This is a genomic window from Nocardia noduli (genome assembly GCF_019038455.1).
GTDB classification, from domain to species: domain Bacteria; phylum Actinomycetota; class Actinomycetes; order Mycobacteriales; family Mycobacteriaceae; genus Nocardia; species Nocardia noduli.
The window spans coordinates 1-14,306 of sequence record NZ_JAFMPL010000084.1; the positions used below are offsets into that span (position 1 = coordinate 1).

The following is a 14,306-nucleotide window of genomic DNA, read 5'->3' on the forward strand; positions in this document are numbered from 1 at the left end:
ATGTACCAGTCGCCCGGTGGTCCCGGTGGACCTCCCGGTCCGAACCCGCCCGGCCCCAACGTACCCGGTGGTTTCAACGCGCCCCCGAACGCGCCGGGGCCGATCGGCCAGACCGGGCCCGGCCAGGTGTGGCAGGGCGGACCGCCCGGATACGCGCCGCAGCAGGGAGCGTTCCAGCCGCAACATATGCAGCAACCCGGTCAGCCCGGTCATTCGGTCAATGACCTGAATCTGCTCAAGCGAGCCAGGCGCGCCCCGCGCAGCGGATGGCGGCGGGCGTTGCACAAGGCGTCCGGCGGTGCGATCAATCCGGGTGAATCCTCGGCCGATATCGTGCACCGCGATCTGGTCGACCGGGTGAATCAGCCTGTGCGCGGCGACTATCGGATCGCGATCCTCTCGCTCAAGGGCGGCGTCGGCAAGACGACGACAACGGTGGGCCTCGGCTCCACCTTCGCGTCGCTGCGCGGCGACCGGGTCATCGCGATCGACGCCAATCCTGATCTCGGCACCCTCGCGCACCGGGTGCCGCGGCAGACCCGTTCGACGGTCCGCAATCTGCTCGAGGACCAGCAGATCTCGCGGTACTCCGATGTCCGCGCGCACACCTCGCAGGCGCCGAGCCGACTGGAAGTGCTTGCCTCGGAACAGGATCCGGCCGTCTCGGAGGCGTTCAGCGAAGCCGATTACCGCAAGGCCATCGGCATACTGCAATCCTTCTACAACATCATCCTCACCGACTGCGGTACCGGACTGATGCATTCGGCCATGTCCGGCGTGCTGGACATGGCCAGTTCGCTGGTCCTGGTCACCTCTCCCGCCATCGACGGGGCGCGCAGCGCGTCGGCGACCCTGGACTGGCTCGAACACCACGGCTACAACAAGCTCGTCGAGCGAACCGTGGTGGTGGTCAACGCTTCTCGACGTGGCGCCTCCACCATCGACCTCGAACAGCTGCGCAGGCTTTTCCTCGATCGCACCAGGGCGGTGCAGGTCGTCCCGTTCGACGATCATCTGGCCGAGGGCGCGGAGATCGACCTGGAACTGGTCAGCAAGCCGACCCGGCGCGCCCTGCTCGAACTCGCGGCGATGGTCGCCGACGATTTCGGCTACATCGGCGCGCAGCAGTACCGGCAGCAGGGCCCGCCCGGCGTGTACTGAGCGCGGTTCTCGCGAATGGCCCGGCGTCTCGAATGCCGGGCCATTCGCTATTTCTCGGTTACCAGTGCCGCCGCGGTGCGGAAAGCTCCGAGTACCGAGGCGATCGCGGGCCGCTTCCCCGCGTGCGGACGCGTAGCCAGTTCGTAGGCGCGCGCCGCGCGGACACCGGAGAGTCGCAGCACGGCCAGGCCCGGGTGCACGACGGCGAAACGCGGCATCAACGCGACGCCGTAACCGGCCGCGACCACCGTTTCGATCACACGGAAGTCGTTGAGACGCTGGACCACTCGCGGTTCCACCCCGGTCACCGTCGCGATCGAGCGCAGGACGTCGTCCACCGGGAACCCACCGCGGACGCTGATCCACGACTCCTGCGCCAATTCCGCCGGGGTCACCGAGGATTTCCCGGCCAGCCGATGGCTAGGGGCGACCACCACGTCGATCGGTTCGCGCATTAGCACCCGGGCCGCCACGCGCGCGCCCGAGACCGAGGGCGCGCGCTCGTCGCGGTGCGTGAGCACGATGTCGTAATCGGCCAGCAACCGGGAGACTCCCGCGGGCGGCACATCCTCGTCACTGGCGAGGACGTCGACGCCGCTGTCCGCCATCGCGGTGAGCACATGCGGCAGCAGCAGCGCCCCACCGGACGGGAACACCGCGACCCGCACCCGCCCGCGCGGTGACCCGCGATAGTGCGCCATCTCCGCCACCGCCCGGTCCATGGCGGCCAGCACCTCGTCGGCGCGAACCACCAGGGCGTGTCCGGCGTCGGTGAGCCGGACCCGCCTGCCGTCGGGTTCGAGCAGGGCGACGCCCGCCTCCCGCGCCAACACCTTGAGCTGCTGCGACACCGCCGACGGGGTCATCGACAGCGCCGAGGCGACCGCGCCGACGGTGCCGCGATCGGCGAATTCGCGCAGGACACGCAACCGCTCCACCGACATCACCCTCTTGCCACCGCCCTCTCGCCACCGCCGCGAATGTGAAGCATTACTACATGGATACTCCATATTAATTCGATTGTTCTGATCTATTTTCGGTCCGACGATGGGAGGCGTGACCACCCGCGACCGATTACTCGGACTGACCGTCGTCCTGCTCTGGGGCCTGAACTTCCTCGCCATCCGCATCGGCCTCGATCACTTCCCGCCCTTCTTCTTCGCCGCGCTGCGATTCGCCGTCATCGCGATCCCCGTGCTGCTGTTCGTCCCGCGTCCCCGGGTGAAATGGCGCTGGATCCTGCTGTACGGCACCGGTTTCGGCATCCTGCAATTCGCGTTCCTGTTCACCGCGATGCGCACCGGCATGCCGACCGGCCTCGCCTCGCTGGTACTGCAATCCTCTGCCCCGTTCACGGTGCTGCTCGGCACAGTCTTCCTGCGCGAACGGATCCGCCCGGCACAGCTCGCGGGAATCGGCGTCGCGCTGGCCGGAATGGCCGTCATCGGCTGGGACCGCCTCGAACACGCGACCCTGCTGCCGGTGCTGCTCACCCTCGCCGGCGGACTCGGCTGGGCGTTCGGCAATATCGGAGCGCGCATGGCGGGCAGCACCTCCCCCGGCTTCGACCCGCTGCACCTGACGCTCTGGATCGCGGTGGTGCCCCCGGTGCCGCTGCTGTTGCTGTCCGCCGTCACAGAAGGCCCCGCCACCGGCCCGCGCGATCTCGTCGCCTCGTTCTCCGGCACCGGTTGGCCCGCGCTGGCCGCCCTGGCCTACATCGCCGTCCTCGCGACCATCGTCGGCTCGGGACTGTGGACCTACCTGATGGGCCGCTACCCCGCCGGCATGGTCGCCCCCTTCTCCCTGCTCGTCCCCGTCGTCGGCATCGCCGCCGCGTGGGCATTCCTCGACGAGACACCCACCGTCACCTCGCTGGTCGGCGGGGTCGTGGTGATCGGGGGTGCGTTCGTCGCCACTTCCGCGCGGTCGTCGGGGGCGAAGGAGGCTGTCGTTCCGGTTCCCGCCGTCGTCCCGACCGCCGCTGCCGTCCCGAACGCCACTGCCGTCCCGGCCGCCTCCATCTGAACTGGATCGCACCTGGTCATCGCGTCGAAGTCCGTTGGTACCGGGGTCCGTACGGGTCGGTGATCAGCGCGCAACGCACCCTCACCGAGGTCCGGTGAGCCGTCCCTCGAAGGGGTTCGCCTCGAGCGAATGGCGCGAAGTCGCCATGGGGCGCGACGCTCGGCGGTACTCTCTGGACGCCCGTACTCGCGCGGCCCGTCGATGCTTCATACCGACGGTGGCCCGCGGGCGGCGTCCGGGGTTGGATCGGTCGACTCGGAGTCGCCACTTTATGGTGGGTGCGGCGGTGCAGGTAGGTCCCCCGAAGGCTTAGGCAGCAGAGAAGCGCATGGCAGACAAACGATGGGCCGTCTCGCGGAGATCGATGATTCGCGGCACGGTGGCAGTGGGCGTTGCTGGAGTCGCGACAGCAGGCGGTTTTTCGGCAGGCGCGATGAGACCGGCGTCGGCGGGCGCGCAGCCCGGTCGACGCGTCGCGGTACTCGGCGGTGGGGTGGCGGGATTGACCGCCGCCCACGAACTGGCCGAACGCGGATTCCAGGTCACCGTGTACGAGCGACGTGCCATCGGTGGGAAAGCGCGGAGCATTCCCGTGCCGGGCACCGGCTCCGGCGGGCGGCCCGATCTGCCCGGAGAACACGGGTTCCGCTTCTTCCCCGGCTTCTACCAGCACATTCCGGACACCATGCGGCGCATTCCGTTCGCGGGCAACCCGGACGGCGTCTGGAACAATCTGCTCGCCGTGCCGGAAGCCCGTTTCGCCCGGCGCGACGGTGACGACTTCCGCACGCTGCCGCTCGGCCCACACGCTCGCACCGAACCGACACCGGAGGCATTCCTCGAGACCGTCGGCGCGGCGATCTCCACCTCGCTGAAACTGCCCGCGCCCGAAGGGCTGTGGTTCGCCAATCGCCTGCTCGTCTTCAACACCAGTTCCGATGCCAGGCGACTCGGTCAGTGGGAGGGGACGGCGTGGCACGACTTCGTCGGCGCGCACCGCCGTTCCCACGAATTCCGCGCACTGCTCTCGCGGGCGCTGACCAGCATCATGGTCGCCGCCAAGGAGGATGTCGCCAGTGTGCGCACCATCGGCACCATGGGCGAACAGTTCCTCGGCAACCCGTTCGAGGTCGGTAACGACGGCGCGCTCGACCGGGTGCTGAACGGCCCGACCAATGCCGCGTGGATCGACCCGTGGACCGAACGTCTGCGCGCACTCGGGGTCGAATTCGCGCTCGGCGCGGAAGTACGCGGACTGGAGGTGCGCGACCGCAGGATCGCCGGGGCGCGCATCGTCGACGCGGCCGGGGCTCGCACGGTGGAGGCCGATTATTTCGTCGTCGCGCTTCCCGCCGAGATCGCCCGCACCCTGTGGTCACCCGCCGTTCTCGAATTGCAGCCGGAATTGGCGTCGATGGACCGGCTTTTCGTCGATTGGATGACGGGCATCCAGTTCTACCTGCGGACGCCGTCGGATATCTCGCGGGGCCATACCGCCTATATCGACGCGCCGTGGTCACTCACCTCGATCAGCCAGAATCAGCACTGGTCACGCAAATTGCCCCAGTACGGCGACGGCACCGTGCAGGACTGCCTCTCGGTCGACATCTCCGACTGGAACACCCCCGGTGTGCTCTACGGCAAGACCGCCAAGGAGTGCAGTCCCGACGAGATCGCGCGCGAGGTCTGGGCGCAGATGCGTCAGCACCTCGACGACAACGGCGAATCCCTGCGCGACGCCGATCTGCATTCCTGGTTCCTCGATCCCGGCATCACCTGGAACGCCGCCCAGGGCCGCAACGCCAACGCCGATCCGCTGCTCATCAATACCGCCGGTTCCTGGGAGTACCGCCCCGAGTCGCACGGCACGATCGAGAATCTGTTCCTCGCCGGTGATTACGTGCGCACCAACGTGGATCTCGCCACCATGGAGGGCGCCAACGAATCCGCGCGCACCGCCGTGAACGCCCTGCTCGACGTCGCCGGATCGAACGCGGCCCGCTGCCGCATGTTCGAGATGTACCGCGCCGTCGAATTGGAACCGCTGCGCCAGATCGACGCCGACCGCTACGCCACCGGGCAGCCCAATCTGTTCGACCGGGCGGTGTGAGCGGCGTTCGTCCCGCTCCGAACCAGTCGACAACCGCACCGCAGCCGTCTGCGAGGTGGAGGAAGCCGATCGGTGCACCCCACGAACGCCCCCGGCACCCGCCGAAGTCGTCAGCGAGTGTGGAGGGAGTCGAGCACCCACGAACGCCCTCGACACCCGCCGCACCGATGGCTACCCGAGCATCCCATCCGCCCCGTCGTGGGCGTGATCTTCGTCATCCCCCGCCACAGCGAGCCCCTGCGCGTCAACCCGCGCCCACCTCGTCCGCGACGCCGACCTCGTCCCCCACCCGATGATCCAAGCCGATCACCCGATCTCCGCCACAGATCAATACGCCCCCACCACGGGCGCGAGCCTTACGAGCGCCCTCGTTCGCGGCCCGTCTCGCGTCCGAGCGGTCGAAGCGCATGCGACGAAGTCGCGAGTCTCGACCGCTCGGACGCGAGACAAAAAGGGGCCGCGAACCCGCGGCCCCGGCCGCCAATGTCACCGCGAACCCGCGGCCCCCGGGCCGCCAAGTGACAGTAAGCTCACGGCGTGGCAGAGATTTCGGTGCGTGGGCGTATCGCCCTGCGGGCCGCGGCGGCAGCGTCGTGGGCGTCGCAGCGAGCGGGTCGCGGCAAGGGGTCGATGATCGGCGGGCTGATCGCGCTGAAAATCGATCCGTCGATCATGGATCAGCTGGGCCGTGGCAGGCGCACGGTGCTGGTGACCGGCACGAACGGCAAGTCCACCACGACCAGGATGACGACGGCGGCGCTGGCGACCTTGGGCGAGGTGGCCACCCAGGCCGACGGCGCGAATATGGACGCCGGGATCGTCGCCGCGTTGAGCGCGCATCCGGGTGTCGAGTTGGCGGCGATCGAGGTGGATGAGTTGCATCTGCCGCATGTCACCGATTCGCTGGTTCCGGCGGCGGTGGTGTTGTTGAATCTGAGCCGCGATCAGCTGGATCGGGTGGGCGAGATCAATATGATCGAGCGCCGTCTGCGGGCCGGGCTGGCGAAACATCCCGATACCGTGGTCATCGCCAACTGTGACGATGTGCTGGTCGCCTCGATCGCCTACGACCACCCGAATGTGGTGTGGGTGGCGGCGGGCGGCGGCTGGGCCATGGACGCGACGAGTTGTCCGCGCAGTGGTGAGCCGATCGTGTGGGAGGGCGCGCATTGGCGCAGTACCGGCACCGATTTCGAACGGCCGGAACCGAATTGGTGGCTCGACGGCGAGGAGTTGCGCGGCCCGGACGGTGTCCGGTTGCCGTTGACGCTGGCGTTGCCGGGCAAGGCGAATCGCGGTAACGCGGCGCAGGCGGTGGCCGCCGCGGTCGCGCTCGGCGCCGATGCCGGGCAGGCTGCCGCGGCCGCGGGGACCGTGCGTGAGATCGCGGGCCGCTATCGGACCGTGCAGGTCGGCGAGCACGCGGCTCGGCTGTTGCTGGCGAAGAATCCGGCGGGCTGGCAGGAGGCGCTGTCGATGATCGAACCGTCGTCGGCGGGGCTGGTGATCGCGGTGAACGGGCAGGTGCCCGACGGTGAGGATCTGTCCTGGCTGTGGGACGTGCGTTTCGAGCATTTCGAGGGTGTGCAGGTGGTGGCGTCCGGTGAGCGGGCCACCGATCTCGCGGTCCGCCTCACCTATGCGGGGGTGGAGCACACGACCGTGGCCGATCCGAAGCGGGCCATCGCGTCCTGTCCGGCGGGCCATGTGGAAGTACTCGCGAATTACACCGCGTTCCGGGATCTGAACCGCGACCTCGAGGCGAAGTCATGAGTGAATCGACCGTGCGGATCGGGCTGGTGCTGCCCGATGTGATGGGTACCTACGGCGACGGCGGCAATGCGCTGGTCCTGCGTCAGCGTGCGCGGATGCGCGGCTACGACGCCGAGATCGTGGAGATCACGTTGCCCGACCCGGTGCCGGAATCGCTGGATATCTACACCCTCGGCGGTGCGGAGGATTCGGCGCAGCGGTTGGCGACCCGGCATCTGCAACGCTATCCGGGTTTGCAGCAGGCGGCCGCGAAAGGTGTTCCGGTTCTTGCCATCTGCGCCGCGATCCAGGTGCTCGGCCAGTGGTACGAGACGTCGACCGGCGAACGGGTCGACGGCGTCGGCCTGATCGATGTCACCACGTCCCCGCAGTCCAAGCGCGCCATCGGCGAGGTCACGACGACCCCGCTGCTGCCCGGCCTCACCGCCGCATTGACCGGTTTCGAGAACCACAGGGGCGGAACGAAACTCGGCGGCGACGCGACCGGTCTCGCTCGCGTCACCCGCGGGGTCGGCAATGGTGTCGGCGACGGTCTGGAGGGCGTCGTCCAGGGTTCGGTCCTCGGCACCTATATGCACGGCCCCGCCTTGGCCCGCAACCCGGAACTGGCCGACCTGCTGCTGCGCCGCGCCCTCGGCGTCGACGAACTGGCCCCCCTCGATCTCCCCGAGGTGGACCAGCTCCGCCGCGAACGCCTGCGCGCCTGAGTTCTAGACGGCCAAGATCGCGACGTCGTATTTCTGACAGTAGGGATCACGGGTCGCGAACGTCAGCCCCTCGCACCGTGCCTGCGCGACCAATATCCGATCGAACGGGTCACGATGCAAGGGGGGCAATCGCCCAGCTACGATCGCGTGTTCGTGGCTGATCGGGAGTGCGAGAAAACCACTGTCCCTGATGCGTTCGGGAAGGTCGCTGGGTCCCGCGAGTTTCCCTGTCGCCTGCTTGATCGCCACCTCCCACAGGGTCGCGGCACTGAGATATACATCCATATCGTGATCGATCCGATCCACGATGTCCGACGACAGTGCGGGGTCATCGGTCAACCACCAGAGAACCACATGGGTGTCGAGAAGGAGACTCACGGCATCGAGCCGAAATCGTCGGCGATCGAGGCGTTGGTCTCATCGGAATCCCATTCCGGCCCGAGCACGAGTTGTCCACGCAGCGACCCACGCCCACGGCGGTCGACACGGCGAATGAGCGGTACAACCTTCGCGACAGGATGGCCTGCCCGGCTGATGACGATCTCCTCGCCGTGTTCGACTCGCTCGATTATCCGCGACAGATTGGTCTTGGCCTCGTGGATATTGAACTGCTCCGCTGCGCCACTCACCACACCACCTCCTTAGCTAAGAGCTTAGTCCGACAATTCGGCGAAAGCGATGGAACAGCGAAAACGCTGTTCAGACCGCCGAGGTGGCGCAGAGTTCGTGGACCAGACGCATCTTCTCGAGGACCGGTTCGGGGAGGACGAAGGGGTAGAGGTCGGGGTGGCCCATGGAGCGGTTCACCATGTTCAGCGACCAGGCCAGCGGCAGCCACTGTTCGATGATCTTGTCGAATCCGGCGGGTCCGGGCTGCGGCCGGTCCAGGGTCGCGCCCGCGGAGGCGATGCCGAACGCGGCGGCCGTGTCGAGAGTGTCGCGGATGTGCAGGTAGTGGGCGAATGTCTCGGCCCAATCCTCGGCGGGGTGCATGGTGGCGTAGGAGGAGACGTGATTCGACTCCCACCCGGCGGGGGCGCCGTAGGAATAGTGGTGATCGATGGCCGCCTGATAGTCGGCGTCGGGATCGCCGAACAGGTTCAGGAAGCGTTGTCGCGCTTCGTTATCGGCGACGAGCACGGTGAAGTAGTAGTGGCCGATCTCGTGCCGGAAATGTCCGAGCAGAGTGCGATACGGTTCGGCCATCTCGATACGCAATTGCTCACGATGCGGATCGTCGGCCTCGGCCAGATCCAGGGTGATGACACCGTTCTGGTGGCCGGTGAACACCTTGTCGATCTTGCTGGACAGCAGGTCGAAGGCGAGTCCGGTGTTCGGATTCTCGTCCCGGCCGATCAGCGGGAGACCGAGTTCGGCCAATTCCACGATCAGACGACGTTTGGCGGCCTCTGCCTCGGCGAAGGCGTCCAGTCCCGCGGTATCGGTGTCGTTGGGCCTGGTACGCGTCAACCGGCATGATTCGCACAGCGCGGGACCGGTGCCGTACACGGCGGGCGGAGCCGGTTCGATCACTTCCTGCTGGGTCGTCGACCCTCGGAACCGCGCGCGCAACCGTTGGGCCCGAGTGAGGCGTCCCTGTTCGGGCGCCGAACCTGACGGGTTCGGATCGAACTGCGCTCCGTTTCCACCGACGGGGACCAGCTGCCCGGCGGGCTCGGTGGGTATCTGTACGAGCCAATTGCATTTGGCGACATGCAGATTGTCGCAGAGCCGGTAACGCCGACCGTCGACCTCGCCGCTGAGATTGCCGTTGTCGCCCGACGGGACGAAATCGGCGATGACGAGCAGGGTCCGCAGCGCGAGACTGAAACCCAGTGGGCTGGAACAGGAAAGGCAGACCGAATTCTCGAACGCGAGTTGTTGACCGCAGTTCGGGCAGGTGAAATCACGCACTCGGGTTCAAACCTCCAGTGGAGCGACGTCGACCGATACGGTAATGATGCTCTCCCTTGCGTCGGTGTAGATGATGCCCCGCAGCGGCGGCACATCCGCGTAGTCGCGACCCCAGGCCGCGGTCACATAGCGTTCATCGGCGAACTGATCGTTCGTCGGGTCGAAGCCGATCCAGTGCCCGGTCCGGTCCGAAGCCGAATCTCCCGGCACCCATACCGCCGCCCAGGCGTGGGTGGCGTCGACCCCGACCATCCGTTCCTTGCCGGGCGGCGGATCGGTGGCCAGATATCCGGACACGTATCGCGCGGCGAGACCGTGTGAGCGCAGGCAGGCCGCGGCGATGCGCGCGAAATCCTGGCACACGCCCTCGCGGGCGGCGAACACATCGGCGACCCTGGTCGAGACATTGGTCGAGCCGGACCGATAGGCGAAATCGCGGTGGATCCTGGTGTTCAGATCCGTGACCGCCTCCAGCAGCGGACGACCCGGCGTCAGCGACTCCGCCGCGTAGGCGGTGACCTCGGCACTGATCTCCGGCGGACGCAGATCCAAGGTGAATTCCACCGCGAGCGGACCGTTGACCGACGTCGGACGCGCCTGTTCCCACGGGCCGTCCGCACTGGCGGGAACCGGGCGCTGCACGTCCACCACCGATATCCCGGTGACCACCAGCTCGGTGTGCTCGGCTGTCACGTGGAAATAGGAGGTCGTGTTGCCGTAGACGTCGGTGCCGACGGAACGATCCGACGGCACCGGGTCGATGGTCAGATCGTGCGAGACCAGGCGCTGGCCGGGGAATTCACGCGGGGTGAGATAGGCGCGGCCGTAGGAACTGCTGACCTCGTCCGAATACGAGTACTTGGTTCGGTGCTCCACCCGATAACGACGGGCGAAACCGTCGCGCCCGGTCATCCGACCACCCTCGTGCTGCCCCACAGCGGTTGTATACCCGCCGGAAGCGAAAGTTTCGTCGTCTCGAACGATTCGGACACCTTGCGCAGCCGCAAATGCACACCTTCCAGCAACTCGGCGAGTTCGGTCCGCTTGCCGTCCGCGTCGGTGGCCTCCAGATCCGCCGGATCGACGCGGCGCAGCATGCGTTGCGCGTCGGCCAGAAGTCGTTGCGGCCGTGACGATCCCGACGCGCCGGGCAGCGCCTGGAAGTTCTCGTCGAGCCGATCGAGCTGGTAGGCCAGTGATCGCGGATTGCTCGCGTCGAAGAGCAACAGCCCCGCGACCGCCGACACCCGCACCGAATCCCGGTGCCGCCGTCGGTAACTCACCAGCGACTCCGCGGCGCGCAGCACGGATTCGGTGACCACCTGCTGGGTTTCACCGTGGAAGGTCTGCGTCAGCGCGGCCGACATCAGTGCCGTCAGCGCCAGCCCGCGCTCGATGCGCTTGCCGATATCCATGACGTACCAGCCCGCGTCCCGCACCAGCGATTCGGACCCGATCCCGTTCAGCGAGAGCAGCGCGGCGAGGGTCAGCGAATGCATCGACGACAAGGCGGCCTCGCCGTCCTCCTCGCTCCCGCGAATCTCGGCCAACGCCCGATCCACCGCGCTCAGGATCATCCAGGTGTCCTGCGACAGCTGGTCGCGTACCGCACGCGCCGCCGACCCGTACCGGTCGATCGCGAAGGCGAGCGAACCGGGCAGACTCGGGTCGAGGGTCAGCGACATCAGGTAGTCGTAACCCGCACGCGAGGCAATCGAGCTCATCTGCGAAGCACGGGTGCGCCGGGGATCACGCTCCCCCGCACCGGAATTCCCGCGCGGGAGGGCGGGTTGATCACCGAGGTTCGGTTGCGTTTCACCACCGGCGAGACCGGCGGATTGCGACTGGCCGCTGGACGATTGCGACTGCGACTGGCCACCAGTCGACTGCGACTGACCACCGCTGGACTGCGACTGACTGCCGGGCGACTGCGATTGGCTACCGGCCGATTGCGACTGACCACCAGCTGACTGGGACTGGGACTGGCCACCAGCTGACTGGGACTGAGCGCCACCCGATTGGGACTGCGACTGGCCGCCACTCGATTGCGGCTGGCTACCTGTCGATTGCGACTGACTGCCACCCGACTGCGACTGACCGCCGCTGGACTGCGACTGACTGCCGGGCGACTGCGATTGGCTACCGGCCGACTGGGACTGGCCACCAACTGACTGCGACTGGCCGCCGGACGATTGGGACTGCGACTGACCACCACTCGACTGCGTTTGACTACCGGCCGAATGCGCTTGACTACCGTCACCCGGCCGAGACTGACCACCCGCATCCGCTCGATCCTCACCAGCGGCACCCGATTGTTCCTGCCCGGCCGCGGCAGACCGGAACTGCGGCTCATCGGCCGCACCCGACCGGGACGAGGACGACACGGTGGTCCCCGATCCGGATTCCGCCGCACCGAGCGCAGTCGCGGATCGATCCTCTCCAACTGTCGACGGGGACCGCGCGGCCTCCGTCTCCGAGTTCGCCGAAGCGGTCGGGGAAATATCCCCATTCACGGGATCGGCGCCGGAATCCACCGAATCGGAACCCGGAACAGGCTGCGTATCAGCAACACTCGCGGCGGCGACCGAACTTTCCTCACCGGCCGGGGATCCGACCTCGGTCCGCACCGACGTCGCCTGCTGCGGGACGGGCGGTGTTTCGGCGGGCGAGGCCGTCACCACGGCGGGCGGGGCGATGGTGCCGGTCGTCCTCGCCAGCGCCGACATCAGGATGGGAAGGGCTTCCGCGCCGTCGAACCAGGCGCGGTAGCGGTAGTCCTGGTAACAGTCGTTGGTGGCGATGAGCAGGCGGACCACCGACTCGGCGCGTTCGCTGTAGCGGCCCATCCAGAACAGATCGTTGAGGACGCGGGGCGAACTGATCGCCTCCACGATCGCGGGCGACCGCTGCGGGCGTTCCTCGACCTGGGGTTCGGCCGAGACCGCCGTCACCTGGGTCGGCGCCGCGCGCACCCACACATCCTTGGCGGCGACCTTGATGACCGCGCGATCCGGTTCCAGCCGCTGTCGCAACTGGCCGAGACCGCCCGCCATGGCCGTGTAGCCGCCGCGTCGCGCCAACGAGAACAGGCGGATGCCGACCGGCGCCGAGGCCAATCCGCCGTACCCCTGCACCGCGGGCGACACCGAGAACTGGGCCGGTTCCTGTCCGACCCACTGCCACGGATTCGCCTCGATCCGCGCCTTCGACGCCTCGAGTTGTTCGGCCGACAGTTCGGGGCCGAACAGGGTCGAACCGTCGACCGCCGACCGGATGACCAACCGATCCAGCCGTGCCAGCAGGTGCGACCGCTCGCTGTCGTCGCCGCCCCAGTAGGTCGGCGTGCTGTCGAGAAGTAGTTCCTCGCCGAGCAGCGCGCGCGAGATCCGCGGCAGGAATCCGGTCAGCGCCGGACTTTCCAGCAGACCGCTGCCGAGCGTGTTGACCACGGTCACCGCGCCCCGGCGCAGCACTTCGACCAGCCCGACCACACCCAGGTGGGAGTCCGGGCGCAGATCGAGCGGGTCGGAGAATTCCGCGTCGACGCGGCGCAGCACCACGTCCACGCGTTTGAGGGTGCCGAGCGAGCGCATCCACAGCGCGCCGTCGCGGACGACGAGATCGGCGCTCTCGACCAGCGGGAAACCCAGCGTCGCGGCGAGATAGGCCTGATCGAACGCCGTCTCGGAGTGCACACCGGGACTGAGGACGACCACCATCGGGTCGTCGACATCGGCGATGGGCGCCGATTCGATCAGCATCAACCGCATGGCGCGCGCGAACGGCGTCAGCGGGCGCGGGCTGGAATGTTCGAAGGATTCGGGGATCGCGGTCGAGATCACGCGCCGGTCGGCCAGCGCGTAACCGGCGCCCGACGGCGCCTGCGCCCAATCGGCGACGACCCGGAAGTCCCCGTCGCCCCACCTGCTGATATCGCAGGCGTGCAGGAACAGCTGATGACGTCCGGGAATCGTGATGCCGTGCGCGGCACGCACGTATCCGCTGTTGCCGAAGACGATCTCGGGCGGCAGCAGACCCGAGGTGATGGTGCGGCGCGAACCGTAGATATCGGTGAGCACCTCGTCCAGCACCCGCGAGCGCTGCACGAGCCCCGCTTCCAGCCGGGTCCAGTCGTCGGCCGACACCAGCAGCGGGATCGGATCCAGCCGCCACGGCACCGGTTTCACCGGCTCCCCCGAGCCGTTCACCTCGGTATAGGTGATGCCGTCGTCCTCGATCAGCCTGCGGACCCTGGTGTCGAGCCTGCCGAGACCGGTGGTGCCGATATCGAGGAAATCCGACGACAGTTCCGACCACATCGAACGGACCGTCCCCTGCGGGTCGACGAGTTCGTCGTAGTAGCCGGGGGTCGGGAGACCGCATTCGTCGTAGGCCCCCGACGCCCCGCTCTCTTCCCGGTACCGGGCGAACTGTTCGGCTATCTGCTCACGCACCGTGACTCGGCGAGCTTCCCGTGCGTTCCATAAGGTGCCCTGTTCGTCACGCGCCGACGAGTCCTCGTGGTCGCTGCGCGGGTCGGATTCGAGTACGTCCGTCCGGGTCGTCCCGGCCTCGGATGACCCGGCCTCGGATGCTTCGTCGTTCATCGCTGC

At 67.7% G+C, this 14,306-nt stretch carries 11 protein-coding genes; 5 read left to right on the forward strand and 6 right to left on the reverse strand.

Going from position 1 to position 14,306, the window contains the following annotated elements; translation table 11 throughout:
- Window positions 1-1,161, forward strand: a 1,161-nt coding sequence (locus tag JZ792_RS30730) for a MinD/ParA family ATP-binding protein (RefSeq protein WP_254190592.1), incomplete at its 5' end; no start/stop codon positions are given.
- 47 nt (window positions 1,162-1,208) lie between these two features.
- On the opposite strand, the gene JZ792_RS30735 is transcribed toward JZ792_RS30730, so the two are convergent.
- Window positions 1,209-2,105, reverse strand: a complete 897-nt coding sequence (locus JZ792_RS30735; RefSeq protein WP_216916066.1) for a LysR family transcriptional regulator — start codon at window positions 2,103-2,105, stop codon at window positions 1,209-1,211.
- A 112-nt stretch (window positions 2,106-2,217) separates the two neighbouring features.
- On the opposite strand from JZ792_RS30735, the gene JZ792_RS30740 reads away from it, so the two are divergent.
- From JZ792_RS30740 to JZ792_RS30755, 4 genes are all read left to right on the forward strand, one after another.
- Window positions 2,218-3,189, forward strand: coding sequence for an EamA family transporter (locus JZ792_RS30740; protein WP_216916069.1), 972 nt, complete (start codon window positions 2,218-2,220; stop codon window positions 3,187-3,189).
- Between the two features lie 433 nt (window positions 3,190-3,622).
- A complete protein-coding gene (locus JZ792_RS30745; protein ID WP_254190594.1) occupies window positions 3,623-5,299 on the forward strand; it encodes a hydroxysqualene dehydroxylase in 1,677 nt (558 codons plus the stop codon).
- A gap of 537 nt (window positions 5,300-5,836) precedes the next feature.
- Window positions 5,837-7,072: a Mur ligase family protein gene (locus tag JZ792_RS30750; protein WP_216916074.1), complete on the forward strand. Its 1,236-nt coding sequence runs from the start codon at window positions 5,837-5,839 to the stop codon at window positions 7,070-7,072.
- A complete protein-coding gene (locus JZ792_RS30755) occupies window positions 7,069-7,779 on the forward strand; it encodes a type 1 glutamine amidotransferase (protein ID WP_216916077.1) in 711 nt (236 codons plus the stop codon). Before JZ792_RS30750 ends, JZ792_RS30755 begins: the two co-directional genes overlap by 4 nt.
- Window positions 7,780-7,782: 3 nt before the next feature.
- On the opposite strand, the gene JZ792_RS30760 is transcribed toward JZ792_RS30755, so the two are convergent.
- From JZ792_RS30760 to JZ792_RS43580, 5 genes are all read right to left on the reverse strand, one after another.
- Window positions 7,783-8,157, reverse strand: coding sequence for a type II toxin-antitoxin system VapC family toxin (locus JZ792_RS30760; RefSeq protein ID WP_216916079.1), 375 nt, complete (start codon window positions 8,155-8,157; stop codon window positions 7,783-7,785).
- Window positions 8,154-8,408 (reverse strand): type II toxin-antitoxin system Phd/YefM family antitoxin, encoded by a 255-nt coding sequence (locus JZ792_RS30765; protein WP_308165518.1) that lies wholly within the window; start codon window positions 8,406-8,408, stop codon window positions 8,154-8,156. Before JZ792_RS30765 ends, JZ792_RS30760 begins: the two co-directional genes overlap by 4 nt.
- Window positions 8,409-8,478: 70 nt before the next feature.
- Window positions 8,479-9,693 carry a zinc-binding metallopeptidase family protein gene (locus tag JZ792_RS42325; protein ID WP_308165519.1) on the reverse strand — a complete coding sequence of 405 codons (1,215 nt, stop codon included), beginning with the start codon at window positions 9,691-9,693 and terminating at the stop codon, window positions 8,479-8,481.
- Window positions 9,694-9,699: 6 nt separating this feature from the next.
- On the reverse strand, window positions 9,700-10,605 hold the full coding sequence (locus JZ792_RS30780; protein WP_216916083.1) for a transglutaminase family protein: 906 nt from the start codon (window positions 10,603-10,605) through the stop codon (window positions 9,700-9,702).
- The gene (locus tag JZ792_RS43580) at window positions 10,602-14,300 is read right to left on the reverse strand and encodes a circularly permuted type 2 ATP-grasp protein (protein WP_216916085.1); all 3,699 of its coding nucleotides are present in this window, start codon (window positions 14,298-14,300) and stop codon (window positions 10,602-10,604) included. Before JZ792_RS43580 ends, JZ792_RS30780 begins: the two co-directional genes overlap by 4 nt.
- Window positions 14,301-14,306 lie beyond the last annotated feature (6 nt).

What these genes read in the sequence shown, in the direction of transcription:
- JZ792_RS30735 (WP_216916066.1), bottom strand. Translation starts at nt 2,105, where the DNA reads ATGTCGGTGGAGCGGTTGCGTGTCCTGCGCGAATTCGCCGATCGCGGC.
- JZ792_RS30745 (WP_254190594.1), top strand. Translation starts at nt 3,623, where the DNA reads ATGAGACCGGCGTCGGCGGGCGCGCAGCCCGGTCGACGCGTCGCGGTA.
- JZ792_RS30755 (WP_216916077.1), top strand. Translation starts at nt 7,069, where the DNA reads ATGAGTGAATCGACCGTGCGGATCGGGCTGGTGCTGCCCGATGTGATG.
- JZ792_RS30780 (WP_216916083.1), bottom strand. Translation starts at nt 10,605, where the DNA reads ATGACCGGGCGCGACGGTTTCGCCCGTCGTTATCGGGTGGAGCACCGA.
- JZ792_RS43580 (WP_216916085.1), bottom strand. Translation starts at nt 14,300, where the DNA reads ATGAACGACGAAGCATCCGAGGCCGGGTCATCCGAGGCCGGGACGACC.